12 protein-coding genes are annotated in these 15,399 nt (G+C 51.1%); 2 read left to right on the forward strand and 10 right to left on the reverse strand.

Translation table 11 applies throughout. The features are described from left to right. Nucleotides 1-3: 3 nt before the first annotated feature. The gene (locus AC8GE9_RS14890) at nucleotides 4-1,473 is read right to left on the reverse strand and encodes an FAD-dependent oxidoreductase (protein ID WP_506677941.1); all 1,470 of its coding nucleotides are present in this window, start codon (nucleotides 1,471-1,473) and stop codon (nucleotides 4-6) included. A gap of 693 nt (nucleotides 1,474-2,166) precedes the next feature. Between AC8GE9_RS14890 and AC8GE9_RS14895 the strand changes: the two genes are divergently transcribed. After that, nucleotides 2,167-2,916, forward strand: coding sequence for a tyrosine-type recombinase/integrase (locus tag AC8GE9_RS14895; RefSeq protein ID WP_506677942.1), 750 nt, complete (start codon nucleotides 2,167-2,169; stop codon nucleotides 2,914-2,916). On the opposite strand, the gene AC8GE9_RS14900 is transcribed toward AC8GE9_RS14895, so the two are convergent. From AC8GE9_RS14900 to AC8GE9_RS14940, 9 genes are all read right to left on the reverse strand, one after another. Beyond that, a complete protein-coding gene (locus tag AC8GE9_RS14900) occupies nucleotides 2,913-4,292 on the reverse strand; it encodes an MmgE/PrpD family protein (RefSeq protein WP_506677943.1) in 1,380 nt (459 codons plus the stop codon). The two genes, AC8GE9_RS14895 and AC8GE9_RS14900, sit on opposite strands and share 4 nt — an antisense overlap. 14 nt (nucleotides 4,293-4,306) lie before the next feature. Continuing rightward, the gene (locus AC8GE9_RS14905; protein ID WP_506677944.1) at nucleotides 4,307-6,205 is read right to left on the reverse strand and encodes a dipeptide ABC transporter ATP-binding protein; all 1,899 of its coding nucleotides are present in this window, start codon (nucleotides 6,203-6,205) and stop codon (nucleotides 4,307-4,309) included. Next, the gene (locus AC8GE9_RS14910) at nucleotides 6,153-7,040 is read right to left on the reverse strand and encodes an ABC transporter permease (RefSeq protein ID WP_506677945.1); all 888 of its coding nucleotides are present in this window, start codon (nucleotides 7,038-7,040) and stop codon (nucleotides 6,153-6,155) included. The genes AC8GE9_RS14905 and AC8GE9_RS14910 overlap by 53 nt, the downstream gene beginning before the upstream one ends. Beyond that, nucleotides 7,021-7,977 carry an ABC transporter permease gene (locus tag AC8GE9_RS14915; RefSeq protein WP_506677946.1) on the reverse strand — a complete coding sequence of 319 codons (957 nt, stop codon included), beginning with the start codon at nucleotides 7,975-7,977 and terminating at the stop codon, nucleotides 7,021-7,023. Before AC8GE9_RS14915 ends, AC8GE9_RS14910 begins: the two co-directional genes overlap by 20 nt. Nucleotides 7,978-7,994: 17 nt before the next feature. Beyond that, nucleotides 7,995-9,491 (reverse strand): ABC transporter substrate-binding protein, encoded by a 1,497-nt coding sequence (locus AC8GE9_RS14920; protein WP_506677947.1) that lies wholly within the window; start codon nucleotides 9,489-9,491, stop codon nucleotides 7,995-7,997. Between the two features lie 41 nt (nucleotides 9,492-9,532). Further along, a complete protein-coding gene (locus AC8GE9_RS14925) occupies nucleotides 9,533-10,180 on the reverse strand; it encodes a DUF1028 domain-containing protein (protein WP_506677948.1) in 648 nt (215 codons plus the stop codon). A 42-nt stretch (nucleotides 10,181-10,222) separates the two neighbouring features. Next, nucleotides 10,223-11,476 (reverse strand): M20/M25/M40 family metallo-hydrolase, encoded by a 1,254-nt coding sequence (locus AC8GE9_RS14930; protein WP_506677949.1) that lies wholly within the window; start codon nucleotides 11,474-11,476, stop codon nucleotides 10,223-10,225. Then, complete coding sequence (locus AC8GE9_RS14935) at nucleotides 11,466-12,872, reverse strand: amidohydrolase family protein (RefSeq protein WP_506677950.1); 1,407 nt, start codon at nucleotides 12,870-12,872, stop codon at nucleotides 11,466-11,468. Before AC8GE9_RS14935 ends, AC8GE9_RS14930 begins: the two co-directional genes overlap by 11 nt. Nucleotides 12,873-13,173: 301 nt before the next feature. Next, entirely contained in the window at nucleotides 13,174-13,497 is a 324-nt protein-coding gene (locus AC8GE9_RS14940; protein WP_506677951.1) for a helix-turn-helix domain-containing transcriptional regulator, read from the reverse strand. 571 nt (nucleotides 13,498-14,068) lie between these two features. On the opposite strand from AC8GE9_RS14940, the gene AC8GE9_RS14945 reads away from it, so the two are divergent. Further along, nucleotides 14,069-15,376, forward strand: coding sequence for a lipocalin family protein (locus AC8GE9_RS14945; RefSeq protein ID WP_506677952.1), 1,308 nt, complete (start codon nucleotides 14,069-14,071; stop codon nucleotides 15,374-15,376). The last annotated feature ends 23 nt before the right edge of the window (nucleotides 15,377-15,399 follow it).

Below are 15,399 nucleotides of genomic sequence, written 5' to 3' on the forward strand. Positions count from 1 at the left end.
AACTTAACCCTTAAGCGCCTTTGCTGCGTGCTCTCCAGCACGGCGACCAAATACTGCCCCGCGCAATACGGATGTTGCGCCCGGATAACGTCCGTAATAGATGCCCGCAGTCTCACCCGCAGCGTACAGACCAGACAAAACGCTACCAGCCTGAGATACGACCTGAGCATTTGTATTGATTTTAAGACCACCAAAGGTAAACGTATTGGCTGAAGTAATCGGATAGGCATGGTACGGCGGGTTATCTATTGGCACCGCATAGTTTGATTTAGGTGGCGTCAAACCGACCGTGGACAAGCCATCCATGGTTTCAGGATTGAAAATACCCTCGCGGCAACAACGGTTGTATTCGTCAACAGTCTTCTGTGCAGCAGCACCATCAAACCCAAGGCGCTCACCAAGCGTCTTGATATCTGGCGCTGTTTCGGGTGGTTGATCCGTGCGCACCGTACGGCGCCAATTTTTGATATCGTTAATCTTGTCATCGAGTATGCAGAAAGCAATACCCTTTTTTTGCTCAGCAACTATTCTTACAGCTTCTTCGTAATTCGAGTCGATCGGACCTGGCGCTTCATCTAAAAACCGAAGCCCTTGACGGTTAACTAAAACCCCATATGGGTAAACCATCACCAAGGGCTCAGAACCGCTTGATCGAGGATCAATGGGCTGACCGTGATATTCGGCGAAATCACCTGACGGCGCAGCACCGACTCGCAAACCCATTTCAATACCTTCGCCTTTATTGTAGTAACCACCTCTGGATATCGGTCTGAGAAAACGACCTTTCGCTCCGATATAACGAACAACCATTTCCGGATTACCTTGAAATCCGCCGCTCGCCAAAATCACGGAGTGACTCTCAAACGTAACTGGCTCGTTGTCGAGCTTAGTCGCGACCAGTCCGCTGATCGCGCCAGAATCAGACTGCAAAAGATCTCTGGCTGTATGCTGATAAAAAAAGTCGACACCAAGTTTTTCTGCAAACGGTGTCAGCGTTTCAACGAGTTGCAAACCACCTCCAACAATTGCAATCCGTGGCGAAGGTCGAGGGATCAAACCATAAAAACCTGTGCTTCCAAATTGAATGCCGCGCTGTTTGAGCCAAGCAATCACTTCTGGGACTGAGTCAACAAACCAAGAGATCAAATCAGGGTCTGTAAAGGGAAGTGCGCGAACTAAAGCCGGCCAGTTTTCATAATCTAAAACCGTTGCTGCCTGAAAATCGGGCTGAATGTAATAGCCACTATTTTCAACCAGAAGTGTTTCAAAATCGGGAGACACTTCTTGTTCGTTTTTCATTCGTAGCGTTGCTTCCGTATAGCGGGTGTTTCCCCCACGCTCTTCGTAAGTCGACCGCTCTAACAATGCGACTTTGGCACCCGCTTCTGCTGCAGCGACTGCCGCGCTCAAACCTGCAACGCCACAACCCACAACAACCACATCGTATTTTTTAAGTGTTGATTTGCCTTGCACAACTTGTCTCCTTAATTCTAGCCAACCAAGTTTTCTATCTCTTTCTAATACTTTTTCTATATTCCTTTTAACCTAAAAGTGCTTTTCATAACAACTGTTTTTTGCCAACTCAGCCGATACGTAAACTTCCCTGATGCATATGTTCAGTCAGCTTAAAAGCGTTTAAGACATACTAGGTAAATGGATAGTATTGTAAAGCCGCAGTTCAGTTTTTGGGAACGTCGAAACCCGTTACGACAGGTGCATTAACTTGGTCGGTTACTACAGACACACCCACTTCTCTCTTGTGGCTTACTGTTGATGCTGCAATATTTATTGCAACGGGTGAACTAGCTTATAAGAGCCCTACAAAATATCGCATCAAGGCTAACAATACACTCGCTGCCTTTTTTAAAGTTACCAAGGCATATAATAGTTTTACAAGGGGACAGGGTATCTCAATATTAAAGAGCGTTTCGCTATTACTCATTTTTCCGTTTCTGCTTTCCTGCGGCGAAGGGAATAGCACCAATACCAGCACAGAAAACCAGCCTGTAGCATCCCAAACATTCCAATGTCAAAGCATAAACAGTGAAAGCCTAAACCCTGATCAAAATCACTGGTATTCACCATCATCCAGCAATATAGATGATCAAGCGATCAATCAATGCAATAGCTGCTTAGATCCATTAAATATCAACAATAAATCCTGTTATGTCGATTCATTTCTTCGGAGCAATATATGTACTGGGACAAGCTGCGGTAAACGTAATGGACTGGGCTAGCGTGATGGGGCATAGCTCAGGCGAGAATCCCGCTAGATGGAAAGGTAAGCTACAAGTGCTACTGCCAACTATCAGCAAACGGAGAAGAGTAAAGCATCACCCGACAATGCCATATATAGAAGTGCCCGCGCTTTTTAAGACTATCGGAACGAATCCGATCTTGTCAGCGCAAGCACTCATATTTTGCATTTTGACTGCGACCATAACCAGCGAAGTCATTGAGGCAAAGTGGAGTGAGTTTGATTTTGAGAAAGAGCTTTGGGTCATTCCTGAAGACAGAATAAAAAAAGAGAAAGAGCATCGTGTACCGCTATCGCCGCAAGCAATTGACTTGCTGAAATCACTCACCCGTATCGATGGATCACCTTATGTCTTTAACGGTCGCAGCAGGCGAAAAGATCAAGTCCGCGTCCCTCAACCATTATCTAACGCTGCGATGATGGCTTTTCTTCAAGGCACACTTGGCCATACTAGTCTGACCGTCAGCGGGTTTCGCGCATCGTTTAGAGACTGGGCGGGTGAAACAACTGATCAAAAGAGAGAGGTTATCGAGCAAGCACTCTCTCACTCAATTGTTCATCAGGCTGAAGCCGCCTATCAGCATGGCGAAAATTTGGACAAACAAAAAATGCTGATGAGTGACTGGGCTAATTATTGCCACAGCGATTATCCAGGTTAAATATTATCGGCGGTTGGCTCGAGTAGTCGCAGTAAATGGGCAGAGTCTTCTAGAGTATCGAGATTCTGCAGTGTGACAGCTAGACGTAACGACTGTTCATCTGACAGGGCATAACGCGCAAGCACCATAAATTTTTCTATTAAGGCGTCTTGAGTTAAGGGGTTTGTCGGAGCGCCTAATGCAACACTGGTTGACTCCTTCAGTATTCTATGATCGGTCGTCACGATCGATACGTCGCTGCTAAAACTGGCCTGAACAGAGTCATCAATATCAATGATCACTCGGTCGATCATTGCTCGTAGCTGCTCGGATTGACGATTCTCATCAGAGTAGGATTGAAGACTTGCCTGACCCAGACAGAGACGGGCTGACACGGCGTATGGCAAGCTCATTTGCGCTGCAGGTAGGGTTGAAACATCACGCCCACCCACCATACCAGCTAGAAAAGTATTGAGACGAATATGAATCTCTTTTACCTCCTGAGGCGAAATCTGGTGTGCTCTGACTAAGCGATCAATGGCATCGATGGCCGCATGTGTATCGCGACACGAGGCATATGGCTTGATCGCACAGTTCATCATCCTCCAGTCTTGACCGAGCGCTTGAACTAAAGCGTGTCGGTCGATGGCTTCACGGCCGTAGGTATTGAAGAATCCTCCCCATACATCTTCGAACACCTTTCGGGGGCCAGTCATGCCACCTCGGGCTAAAAGTGCGGCAAGCACGCCGCCCTCTGCAGCGCGACCGGCATGAACTTTTTTTGCCATCGTGCCATCGTGCACGAAACCCCAGAGGCCGCTCGAAAAACTACCCGCTAAGCCCAGGCAAGATATTGTTTGTTCAGTTGTAAGTTGTAACAGATTGGCCGCGGCAGCCGCTGCGCCAAACACACCGCAGGTACCGGTTGAGTGCCAGCCAGCTTCGTTATGCGGCCGATAGCCACCAAACGACTCGAGCACTCGGCGCCCAACATCGTAGCCGACCGTGATCGCCGTCAAAAGTTCTTTGCCAGTGACTTGGCGCTTAAGTGTCGGTATTAAGGCCATCAATGCCGGCAATACCACCGCCCCCGAGTGATCACAACCTCCGGTGTCATCAAGCTCGAAAGCGTGTGCGGCGATTCCGTTGACAAGCGCAGCACTGCGCGCAGAGAGGCGTTGCGAAGTTCCCCAGCACAGCGATGCGCCAGTCTCTTGCGCAGCGCAAAAGGTAGTGCGCGCTAACTTTGCCTCGTTTGAGGTGCTACCCGCCAGTGCTGCACCAAAGGTATCTAATGTGTGAACGAGTGCTTTATGACTGACAGCCTGACTGAGATCAAGGTAGCGAGTACGGGCAATAAATTTTGCGAGCTGCGTTGCATAAAGATCGTCAGACATAGCAATGGCTCCGTTTAATACGCGGATGAACGCCTTTCAAGACTGGGTACAGCCGAAAGAAGCTTAATAGTATAGGGATGGCTCGGCTGTTCGATGATCGTTCGCGTATCACCAATCTCAACGATCTGGCCGTTTTTCATCACAGCAATGCGATCGGCCAAGTGAGCGACGACAGAGATATCATGGGAGATAAATAAATAGGCGACTTGCAAGCGCTCCCGCAGATCGCTCAAGAGGTTGACGATCGCAGCCTGTACAGAGACATCGAGCGCTGATACAGGCTCGTCACAAACAATAAAACGCGGTTCGGTGGCAAGCGCGCACGCTATGCTGACACGTTGCTTTTCGCCACCACTCATTTGATGAGGGTAACGATCAGCATAGTGATGCGGCAGACGAACCAAGTCAAGCAAATTATGAATTCTGGCTGGAATCTTATCGTGGGAGACGAGTTGAAATCTTTCGATCGGTCGAGTCAATAGCTGTCTGACCGTTTTTCGAGGATTTAACGACGAATCCGGATTTTGAAAAACAATTTGTGCGCATCTTCGCATGTCTGTGAGTTGAGACTGCGCAGTTTGACTGATATTTTTTCCGTCAATATTGATTTCACCGCTCGTGGGCTCTAGCAACCGCAGAATGGTGCGCCCTAAAGTTGTTTTTCCAGAGCCAGACTCGCCGACTAAGCCAAGAACTTCACCAGCCCTAATTTTTAAAGAGACTTGGTCGACAGCGTGGTGTTCGTCATATTTTATTTTAGGCAAGAAGTTTTTAAAATATATTTTTCCTGTAGATTGTCGGAATGTCTTTTGCAAATTTTTTACTTCAACAATAGTTTTCGAGCTCTGCGTGATGCCCGCTTGCTGGGTGGGCGCAGCACTGACCGGCCACGGTTGATGTCGCAATGCTGCACTGGCGTGACAGCGAACTAAGTGATGTTGTTCAAGTCGTGTGAGTGTTTGAAGGCTGTCGCAACCCGTAGTGACAAACGGACAACGAGGAGCAAAGCGACAACCCGTCGGAAGCACCCTCAGGTCCGGAAGTCGTCCTGCGATGGAAGCGAGTGGGCCAATCTTTGGGTTTCGCAGCGATGGAACAGCTGCGATGAGACCTTTTGTGTAGGGGTGTCGAGACTCGAAAAGTACCTCGGTCGTTGCGCCTTGCTCAATAATTTCGCCTGCATACAGAACGGCAACCTCATCGGCAACGCGTTTGACAACACCAAGATTGTGGCTGATGAATAACATCGTTAAGCTACGTTGAGCTTGAAGCGATTGAAGCAGATCGAGAATCTGTGCTTCGATCGTCACATCTAGTGCAGTGGTTGGTTCATCTAAAATCAGAAACTGTGGTTCGGCAGCCAAGGCGCCAGCGATCAAAGCGCGTTGTCGCATCCCTCCTGACAGCTCATGTGGATAGGCTTTGGCGACAATCGCAGGTCGAGCAATACCCACTTCATCCAGAAGCTCTATCGCACGCGCTAACGCTTGAGTTTTGCTTAGACCGAGATGATAAATGAGACCTTCGCTGACTTGATCGCCAACCGTTAGCGAAGGGTTCAAGACTGCAAAAGGGTCTTGAAAAACTAGCCCGATTTGAGCACCACGAACGTGGCGGCGTTGCTCAGGTGTCATCATTAAGATATTTTGACCGTCAAACAAAATCGATCCGTTCGATATCTGCGCTTCATTAGGTAATAAACCCATCGCGGCGAGCGCGATCGTACTTTTCCCAGAACCTGATTCGCCAACAATAGCAAGAGTTGAGCCTTTTCGTACCTTTAGCGACACGTTAGATAAAGCCTGCACTAGGCCAGAGTGGCTACGATATTGAAGGCTTAAGTTGTCGATGTTTAGCATGCTAGGCTTTGCCAACACCCGCTTTGAGCCGCGGATCAAGGTATTCGCGCGCACCGTCTCCGATCAGATTGACACCGATCACCAGAGCACACATGGCCAAACCTGGCGCTAAGGCAATCCAAGGCGCGCGATCGATAAAGGATCGGGCTTCGGAAATCATGAGCCCCCAATCTGAGCTAGGCGGCTGTGCACCAAGACCAAGAAAACTCAGAGCAGAGCCAAGAAGAATCGCATAAGTGACGCGCAGACTTGCTTCAACAATCAGGGGTGGCCAGGCGTTAGGTAGCAGCTCGCGAAATAAAATATAAGTGTTTGTTTCGGCGCGCGCTTTTGCTGCCTGAATAAAATCTTCATGCGCTAAAGAGAGTGTCACGCTGCGTGTGACACGCGCAATCGGAGGAATATAGACAAACCCGACGGTGAGCGCAGTTTTCCAAAGACTAGGCGGGGTGACTGCGAGTACCAATAGGCCCAACATAATTGGTGGCACAGCCATCAGTACGTCCGCAAAGCGCATCAAGACTTCATCGGTACGTCCTTGAAAATACCCTGCTGCTAAGCCAATTGGAATGCCGATTGCCAGACTGACCAGGGTGGCACTCACCCCCATTGCGATTGACAGCCCGGTGCCCATCAGGACTCGACTTAAAACATCTCGACCAAACTCGTCTGTTCCAAGCCAATAGGTTGAATTCGGAGGCAAGAATCTAGACTTGATCGAGATGGTATCCCAGGGATGAGGCGCGATCCACGGGGCAAGCAAACCAAGCAGAACAATCGTCAGGGTTAACAGCAGACCAATCTTTAATTGTAAAGACATAGGCTTACGGCCCAGGCTGCGCGCTGAGAGGTCGGGGACGTTGGTGGTGTCAGGAGACATTTCTGCCATAACGAATCTTTGGGTTTAACCGCGCGTACAGTAAGTCTGCCGTTAAATTAGCAAGAGCATAGATTGCGGCAACAACTAAGATTGCAGCCTGCAAAGTGGGCAGATCTCGATTTTGGATCGAGAAGACAATGAGTCGACCGAGCCCTGGATAGCCAAACACGGTTTCTACGACAACGATGCCACCCATTAGTCGACCAAAATCCAACGCTAATACGGTGATGGTTGGCAGCAGTGCGTTACGCAATGCGTGGTGCCTGACGATGATGCGCTCTGGTAGTCCCTTGGCCCGCGCAGCAATAATGTAAGGACTTTGCATGATTTCGATCATGCTTGAGCGAGTCAATCTTGATACGTGAGCCAAGTGAGCAAAGACAAGCGTTAAGGTCGGCGCGATCAGGTGCTGGGCCCAAACCCAGAAGCCACTCGCAAGCGGTTCATAACCGGAAGAGGGAAGCCAGCCGAGCCAGCCCGCAAAGACCATGATCACAACAATCGCCCAGAAAAATTCCGGCACCGCCACACCGAGGTAGGTAATGATCGACACGCCGTGATCTAAGGGTTTGCCGTGATGCAGCGCAGCGACGATGCCCAAGGTGACACCAATCGTGGCGATTAAGACGAAGGAGCTCAGTGTGAGAATGAGTGAATGGCCAATAGCCTCTGCTAAAAGAGGCGCAATTGGGCGATTCATCAACATCGATTGGCCTAGGTCGCCAGAGAGAAATCCGCTCACCCAACGCCAATATTGCTGCCAGATCGGGTCGGTCAGACCTAAGCGCAATTCAAGCACACGTACCTGTTCGGGCGGGGCGAACGGACCAAGAATAAGATAGGCGACGTTTGCAGGCAAGAGCGATGAAATCGCAAATACCAACACAGATACCGCAAGCAAGACACCCAACACTGCGAGCAGTCGTCGAAAAATATAAGAACCCATCTCGCTTGGCCTGTAACCTATTTGCTTAAATTGACATCTTTGAGTTCCAGCCACTGCATCGGAGTCGACTTGAAGTTCTCAACGCTCTTTCGTACACCGTTCACGTGCGCAGCTGAGTAGGCAATGACCCCAGGTACTGAGTCGTTGACAATAGTTTGAAACTGTTCAAACAAGACCTTGCGGCTGGCTTCGTCGGTAGTTTTGCGGGCATCGTCCAAAATTTTATCCGCGCGTTCGTCTTTAAAACGCCAAAGTTGACGATTCCAACTACCCGCAGAATGAAAAAATGGGTAAAGTGCCGCGTCGATTGTTGGTCGGGCAAAATAGCCATCGATGTAGATTTGCGCCTTTCCCGATACATTGGCTGCGTATGAAGCGAACGGAACCCGTTCGACGTTGATACGAATGCCGGCAGCGCGAGCCATATCTCTGACTGCAACGCCCAAGCGAACGCGCTGCTCACGCTCTAGTGGCACAGGCAATGAAACGTCAAAGCCATTGGGGTAGCCTGCTTCTGTTAGTAACTTTTTGGCTGCAGCAATATCTGGGCTCTTAAAGCCGATGTTTTTATTGAAGTAGGGATGGCTTGGAGGAATCGGACTATGCGTGGGTGCGCCTTGGCCAAATAATGCAAGTTCGACGAGCGCTTCCTTATCAATGGTCAGGGCGAGTGCGCGACGTACACGCACGTCGTTAAAAGGTGGACGTTCGTTGTTGATAATAATGCCATCCCAAGTAGCCGTCGATACGCTATCAACGCGAACCAGCGGATTTTTTTTAAGTTTCTCAACTGATTCGTAGGGTAAGTTCCAGACGATATCGATTGCACCTGACTCGAGCGCTGCAATACGCGCGGCGGCTTCAGGAATCACCCTGATGGTTACTGCGCTTAACTTGGGCAAATTCGTTTCAAAGTAATGAGCGTTTTTAGTCAACTCCATGCGATCGCCAGGCGCCCAGGATTTAAAAACAAACGGACCCGTGCCGATTGGTTGGGTCGATAGGCTTGCGATCTGGTCTTTTGGGATAATTCTGAGTTGCCGATCAGCAAAAATATCGGCAAAGCCAGCGTAAGAGAGTTTAAGTGTGAAACTCACAGTTAACGGGTCGATTGCATTAACCGACTCAATCATGTCCAAATTAGACCGCGCACGCGATCCGGTTTTTGGATCGAGAATACGGTTAATGGTGGCGACAACGTCGTCCGCGTCTAGCGTACGGCCATGATGAAACTTAACATTTGGCTTGAGTTTGAAGGTCCACTTTTTTAGATCTTCTGACACGGTCCAGCTTTCAGCAAGGTCAGGCTTCACGCTCAGACTGTGATCAATGCGGGTCAAGCCATTGAAGACCAGATGCACATAAACATACTCATCGCCTATTGTTGTTAAGGCTGGATCGAGTTGATTAAATGATGTGCCAACGGCGACGCGGATTGCGCCCTGTGCTCGTGCAGTTGTGGCGATTACGCTCAACGCTATGGTCAAGAACGTGATGTAAAGTAGGCGTTTCATTATTTTTCTCCGGTAGTTGCGAAGTATAGCCAGTGAGGATCTTACAGTGAATCTGGATCAATAGCCCGGGTGACGTATAAATCTGCCATCGGCTGATATTCTTGCCAAAGCGCGCGTAGTCGCGCGATAGGCTGGGGGTCGCTGTCGACACGTAAATCGACATAAGGAAACGCGTGCTCGTGCGACACCAAAAGCGCTGCAGAGACCAAGGGAACAAACTCGCTGCCAGCTCGTTCACCAGCCTCGAGGGCGTCTAGCAGACGTACCGGCAAGGGGGCTGATTGATCGCTCTCAAACGCTCGCACCATCGCTGCAGGCACCTCAGATGACCGAACAATATTCGCAATTGAGACGCAGTTCAATCCATGCACCTCGTTGTGCTCAGGCTTGACACTCGCACCCGTAAAGGCAGCAGTCTCGCCCTGACGATCAATGCAGGCCAGCTGTCGCCAGCGATGATATGGTGTGGCGGCAACGATTGCTGCAATGACTTGTTTAGCCGTGTATTCTCGTTTGAGCAGATCGATCGCTAAAGGTCCTAGGCGCGGATCAGTTCGATTTTGTGTCAACGCAGCCCCAACACCCGCTGCAACATATCCGCAGCGCGAACCAACGGCGGGCGACGAGGTCGTGACCACCAATCCGAACATGCCGGTACGCGCGCAGCGTCCCAAAATAGAAAAAGTCATTTGATGGCTCCTGTATCTTGATAAAGAGTGACTAGCCTTGTGTTAACGAACATCTAAGTAAGCCGCAGCTGCCAGCACGTGTGTGCGCACGATGTGCAAGTACTCTTCAATCTCGACTTGCTCGTCCGCTTTAGCCATATTGGTTGGGCGGCAGCCATAGACATAGGCGGGTACACCGTATTGTCGCCAGTGCTTAGAATCAGTCGCACCAAGGCTCACTGCTGCAGCGGGCTCAGGCAGACCTAAACCCGTGACAGTCGTTTTTAGAATTTGCATCATCTCGTGATCTGGTGGACTGTAGGTCGGTTCACAAGAATGCGTCCATATTGGAAAATACTTCGCTTGTGGATAGCGCGTCAGAATCCGTTCGATGTGTTCGATGAGCATCGAATGCGTAGCCCCAACGGGCATTCTGATGTCGACCTCCATACGGCAGTGTCCGGGCATGATGTTGATTTTTATGCCACCTTGAATGACCCCAACGCACACTGTAATACGGTTGAGTATGTCGGATGCACCCTGGCCTAGGCCGGCGTTGATCGCTGCGGCACCGTTCAAAATGGCACGCCTGACCTCAGGCGCTTGTTCGATCTCGAGATTTTCGAGGCTATACAAATCGTGAATGAGTGCGGTTGCCACTTTAATGGCGTTATCGCTTAAATGGGTGTAGGCGGCGTGTGCTCCGGGGGTATCAACTTCAAAAGCGACGCGCAGAGTCCCTTTTTCTCCGAACCTAACCATATTGGGAACACTTGGCTCGCCATTGAGCATGCAATCGCCCGCGAATTCAGTCGGAAAGGTTTCGATCAGCCATTTTGCGCCCCAGGTTCCGCCTGTTTCTTCATCCGATACACAGGTGAGCGCAAGCTTCCCGGCTAAGCGTTCGCGTATGCGATAAAGGTAAATATAGGTCCAGATCGACGCGGCTGTTCCGCACTTCATATCCACGACACCTCGGCCATGAATTTTTCCGTCTTCGATCGCACCACTCCAGGGGTCTCGAGACCAAGTTTTAGAATCACCAGCAGGAAACACATCAATATGGCCGTTTAAAACTAAGTGTCGACCTGGTCGGGCAGCTTCGAAGCTGCCCACAATATTCGGCAACCAGTCTTTGGCCGCACGCACTTCTGCTGGCACTTGATGTTTTTGAAGATGCTTAAAAATAAACTGCGCCGCAGCCGTGGTGTCACCCGGTGGATTAGGGCTAGGCGTCGAAACAAACTCCGATAGGAATTGAATAATCTCTTCTCGGTCTTGTTCAATCCACGCGAGCAGTTGCTGCTTAATATCCATGTGGTTCTCTAAGTGGCTCTGCTTCTGTTGGAAAGTGGCCGCGACGGCGAGCTTCATCCCAGACCTTTTGCGCAGCTGCAGATCCTTGGCGAATAATGAGTGACTCGTCGAGCCCAAGCGCTTTGCCATTGCGAACGATGACCTGACCATCAATCATAACGGTATCGATATCTGAGCCGCTGGTGTACCAAACAAGTGTACGGATCGGGTCATTAATGGGTTGCAGGTGTGCCTTGTTTGCATCAATAATAATAAGATCAGCAGCGGCGCCCACTTCAAGCCGACCCAGATCGGGACGTCGAAGAGCATTCGCGCCATGAACCGTTGCGGCATGCAGTAACTCGGCAGCGGTTGCACCTTGGCTTGCGCTCGTCGCTTGTTTAGACGCAAAACCACTTGCACGCATTTGCGCAAAAATATCCATTCTCTCTGCGTCCGTACCGATACCTACTTTTAAACCTTGTCGCGAGAAGTGCGCATAGTGAGGTGACTTGCCTCCGCGTAAAAAGACCGTCGGACAGTGCGCTAAGCTCGCACCCGATTGAGCAACACGTTGCAGTTCGTCGTCAGTGAGATGTACGCCATGCGCAAAGATTACGCCCTCTCTGAGCAAACCGACAGAGTCCATGTAATCAATGGTTCCCATTCCTCTTTCCGCCTTGACGCGATCGACTTCGCCCTGACTTTGGGCAAGATGAATGGTGACCAATAGTTCGCGTTCAAGTGCGATTTGATTAACGGATTTGAGCAACTCCGGGGCGCATGAGTCGGCGGCATGAGGCCCTAAAATGACACGAGTACCGCCCTGAGCCCCCTGGTCATATTGAGAAAATAATTGGTTAAACGTTGCGATACCACTGTCACCTTCGAAGCTGCCTTGCGCTGCACGCGCGACGGTTGCGTCACTCACCGCAGCGGTAGGTGAAAAGAGGTAGGGTGCGCCATAGAGCCTGAGCCCCCATCGCTTGGCGAGCTCTAAAATGCAGGCTTGTACAGGTCGAAATTGATCGAGCAGCGTGGTGGTACCACTCTTTATAATTTCAAGAAGACCGAGCGCCACAAGCGACTCTAGTTCGTCAGGTTCTAGGTAACTAACGGCCAGGCCACCGATTGGCATAAGCATTGAGTACACCTTGCTTTCGCCAATCGCGCTGCGTGGGAGATCGTCGACGATGCCACGAAAGAGTGGTGCATTGATGGTGTGGTTGTGCAGATTAATAAAACCAGGCAAGGAAATGCCGCCTTTAAGTTCTATTGTCTGCGCGTCTGCGGGAGGCGAAGTCGTGATCGCCGCAATACGCTTATTTTCAATCACCAATGCAACATCGCGCACGGGGACGTGGCGACCGGCAATGTAAAGAACCGTCCATTCGGTTTTGATGACAAGCAGGGCCACGACTTTTTCCTTGCAGTTGGTTCGGATGCAGCGCGTTTTGCCGAATTTAAAGCAAAAAAGAAGTTGCCGCTAGTACTTTAATCGGGGCTTGTAACCTCAGCGTCCGGCAAACGATCGCTTTACAAAAGAGCCATACTTAGAACAACCCATGTCTCCCTGAGCGATCAATGGCGAAACTCGTCAGCATGTTGCTCTAAGGTTGGTGCCGCCTTGCGTTCTAGCCTTAGAAAATCCCTGGCATGGAGGCCCCCATACCCGCTCAGGTTTTTTGTTTTTGGTCTACGGCAGGGATACTAACCACTTAGGCAACACTGACGCAGTGAGCTTGGATATCTACTTTCATCGTTGATTTGAGAGCGGAAAAAATTGCAGCCAGGTTTGACATAGTTGGATTGCCTGATGAGGACAGCATTCGATGAATACTTTTTGCTGGCTTTTCAACGGAAAGTGCCAAACCCTCGAACCCCATTGTAGCGTTGACGAGATCGCGCAAGATAAGCTTTGCGGTCTCGGGCTCACCATTCAGAAAAAGCATGATTGCCTCATTCAGCATGGCACAGGCAAACTCAGGATCGCGTTCAACGCGTGCCAAAACCGTTTCTTTAAAGTCTCTGGTTAGTGCCATATTTATTACCCTTTGCGTTTGCTAGTCGACACAATTGATTTATTTTTTTTGAGTAAATTTGCCTTTGCCCGCTTGAACTCTTTCCACAATTCAACGGCTTGATCAATGTCTCGTTGCTGTCCGTTTTTGGAGCCGCCGCCTAAACATAGTGGATCGGTTTTTTAAGACAGTTTTAACGATTTTTTTAAGCTATGCTCCATCAACGGTGCATAGATTTGAAAACCAAAACATGTGGTGAAAACATGTGGTGAAATGAGAAACTTACTTATTCGTAAAGTGTTGATTTCAGGCCCTGCATTGTTGACGATCGCTAAGAGTCGTCATCGCCGATGAGCCCGCTGCACTCCAACAGCTGGCAGACCCCCTTCGTTGGAGTGACTTATCAGTTGAGCAAACACTACGAGGTTTTTGGGCGGTTCACCAAGGAAACAAACTATAATTTTTGTCAGCAATACCGTCACCCTCGGCTTTGCCCGCAACTTCTAATTAGGATACTGTCATTTTAAAATCTATCTCCTTGTTAATCGTTGGTGTGCTGTGTCTTGGTTTGGGCGGGTGTGGCGGCGACGACATGCCTGCGACCGTCGCTCCGCAATTCGACAACGGCGTGACAGTCGGCAGGTCTTCGCTCGCCATTCCGTATAGCCCCGGGGGCTACGTGACGTCGGCAGACTGGTACTTCCCGACCCAGACTGACAGCACGGTCGCGCCCAACGGCGTCGTCTGGCTCCAGCGCGGCGACATGGCGTCCTTGTCCGAGCAGGCGGCCAAGATCGCAGTCCAGACCAACAGCATTGTCGTGGTACCTGAGATCAGTTCCTTCGAGATTCCGACCCAGCCGGGGCGATATCTCGGCAGCCCGGAGATGCAAAAGGCGATCGCCGACATGATGCGGGGTGACCGTGTGGCGCTCGCCACGAGCGCGACCGCCGCTGGCTATCAGCGGGCGCTACCCCAGAAGTTCCTGCTTGCCGGAGAGCGTCTGGGCGGCGGGTTCGCCGCAGAGGTGGCCGGAGGCACCGTCGACAACGGCGCGGCCGCATATCTGCTGGGCGTGGTGATGTTCGACGGCCTGGCTAGCCCGGACCAGTTCCCCGCTTCGCTCGCCAAGCTCGACGCCATGGACATCCCGCTCTACCAGATCGCCTCGCCGCCGCAGGCCGGGAATAATTGGGGCAGCACCACGGAGCAACTCGTAGCCTTCCACCCCTACCAGTTCTTCGGCGTTCAGCTCGATAACGGCAGCGCCATGAGCGCCGCCGCGATCACGCTAGCCACCGGCTGGATCAACGACATGTACAGAGACAGGGGTCCGACCGATCCCTATGACGGCATCTACGGCGATCCCAACGACGGCGTCTATGTCCCAAACCAGCCGATCGTGATTGGCGAGACTGGGGGCACCGTGCTGCCCGCACCGCCGCCGGTTGATATCAATCAGTATGCAGGCACCTGGTACGAACAGGGCAGCGTGAAACAAGGTCCGTCCGCCTTACTCGTAAACGTCAAAGCAGTCTACACGCCCCAGCCCGACGGCAGCATCAACGTGCAGAATTCCAGCAAATTCGTCGGACCCAGCGGTCCGGACTGGAGCATCACAGGATCGGCCGTACCGGTCAACGCGTTCAACACCCGCCTCAACGTGAGCTTCGCCGGCGAGCCCAACCGGAACGAGCCGGGCAACTACTGGATCCTCGACTACGCCCCGGACTACAGATGGATGATCGTCGGGGACGCAAACGGAACGTCGGGCACCATCCTAACCCGTCAGCAGTTCCCCTCTGAGGCCGAGTACAACGCGCTTTTGGCCAGGGCGTATCAGTTGGGTGTACGGGGCACCATCACCCCGACCGCGCAGTACCCCTCGCCGGCGGGCTGATTTCTGGGATCGGCTCTTCAGGC

The sequence above is a fragment of the Zwartia lucis genome (assembly GCF_965234455.1).
Classification (GTDB): domain Bacteria; phylum Pseudomonadota; class Gammaproteobacteria; order Burkholderiales; family Burkholderiaceae_B; genus Zwartia; species Zwartia lucis.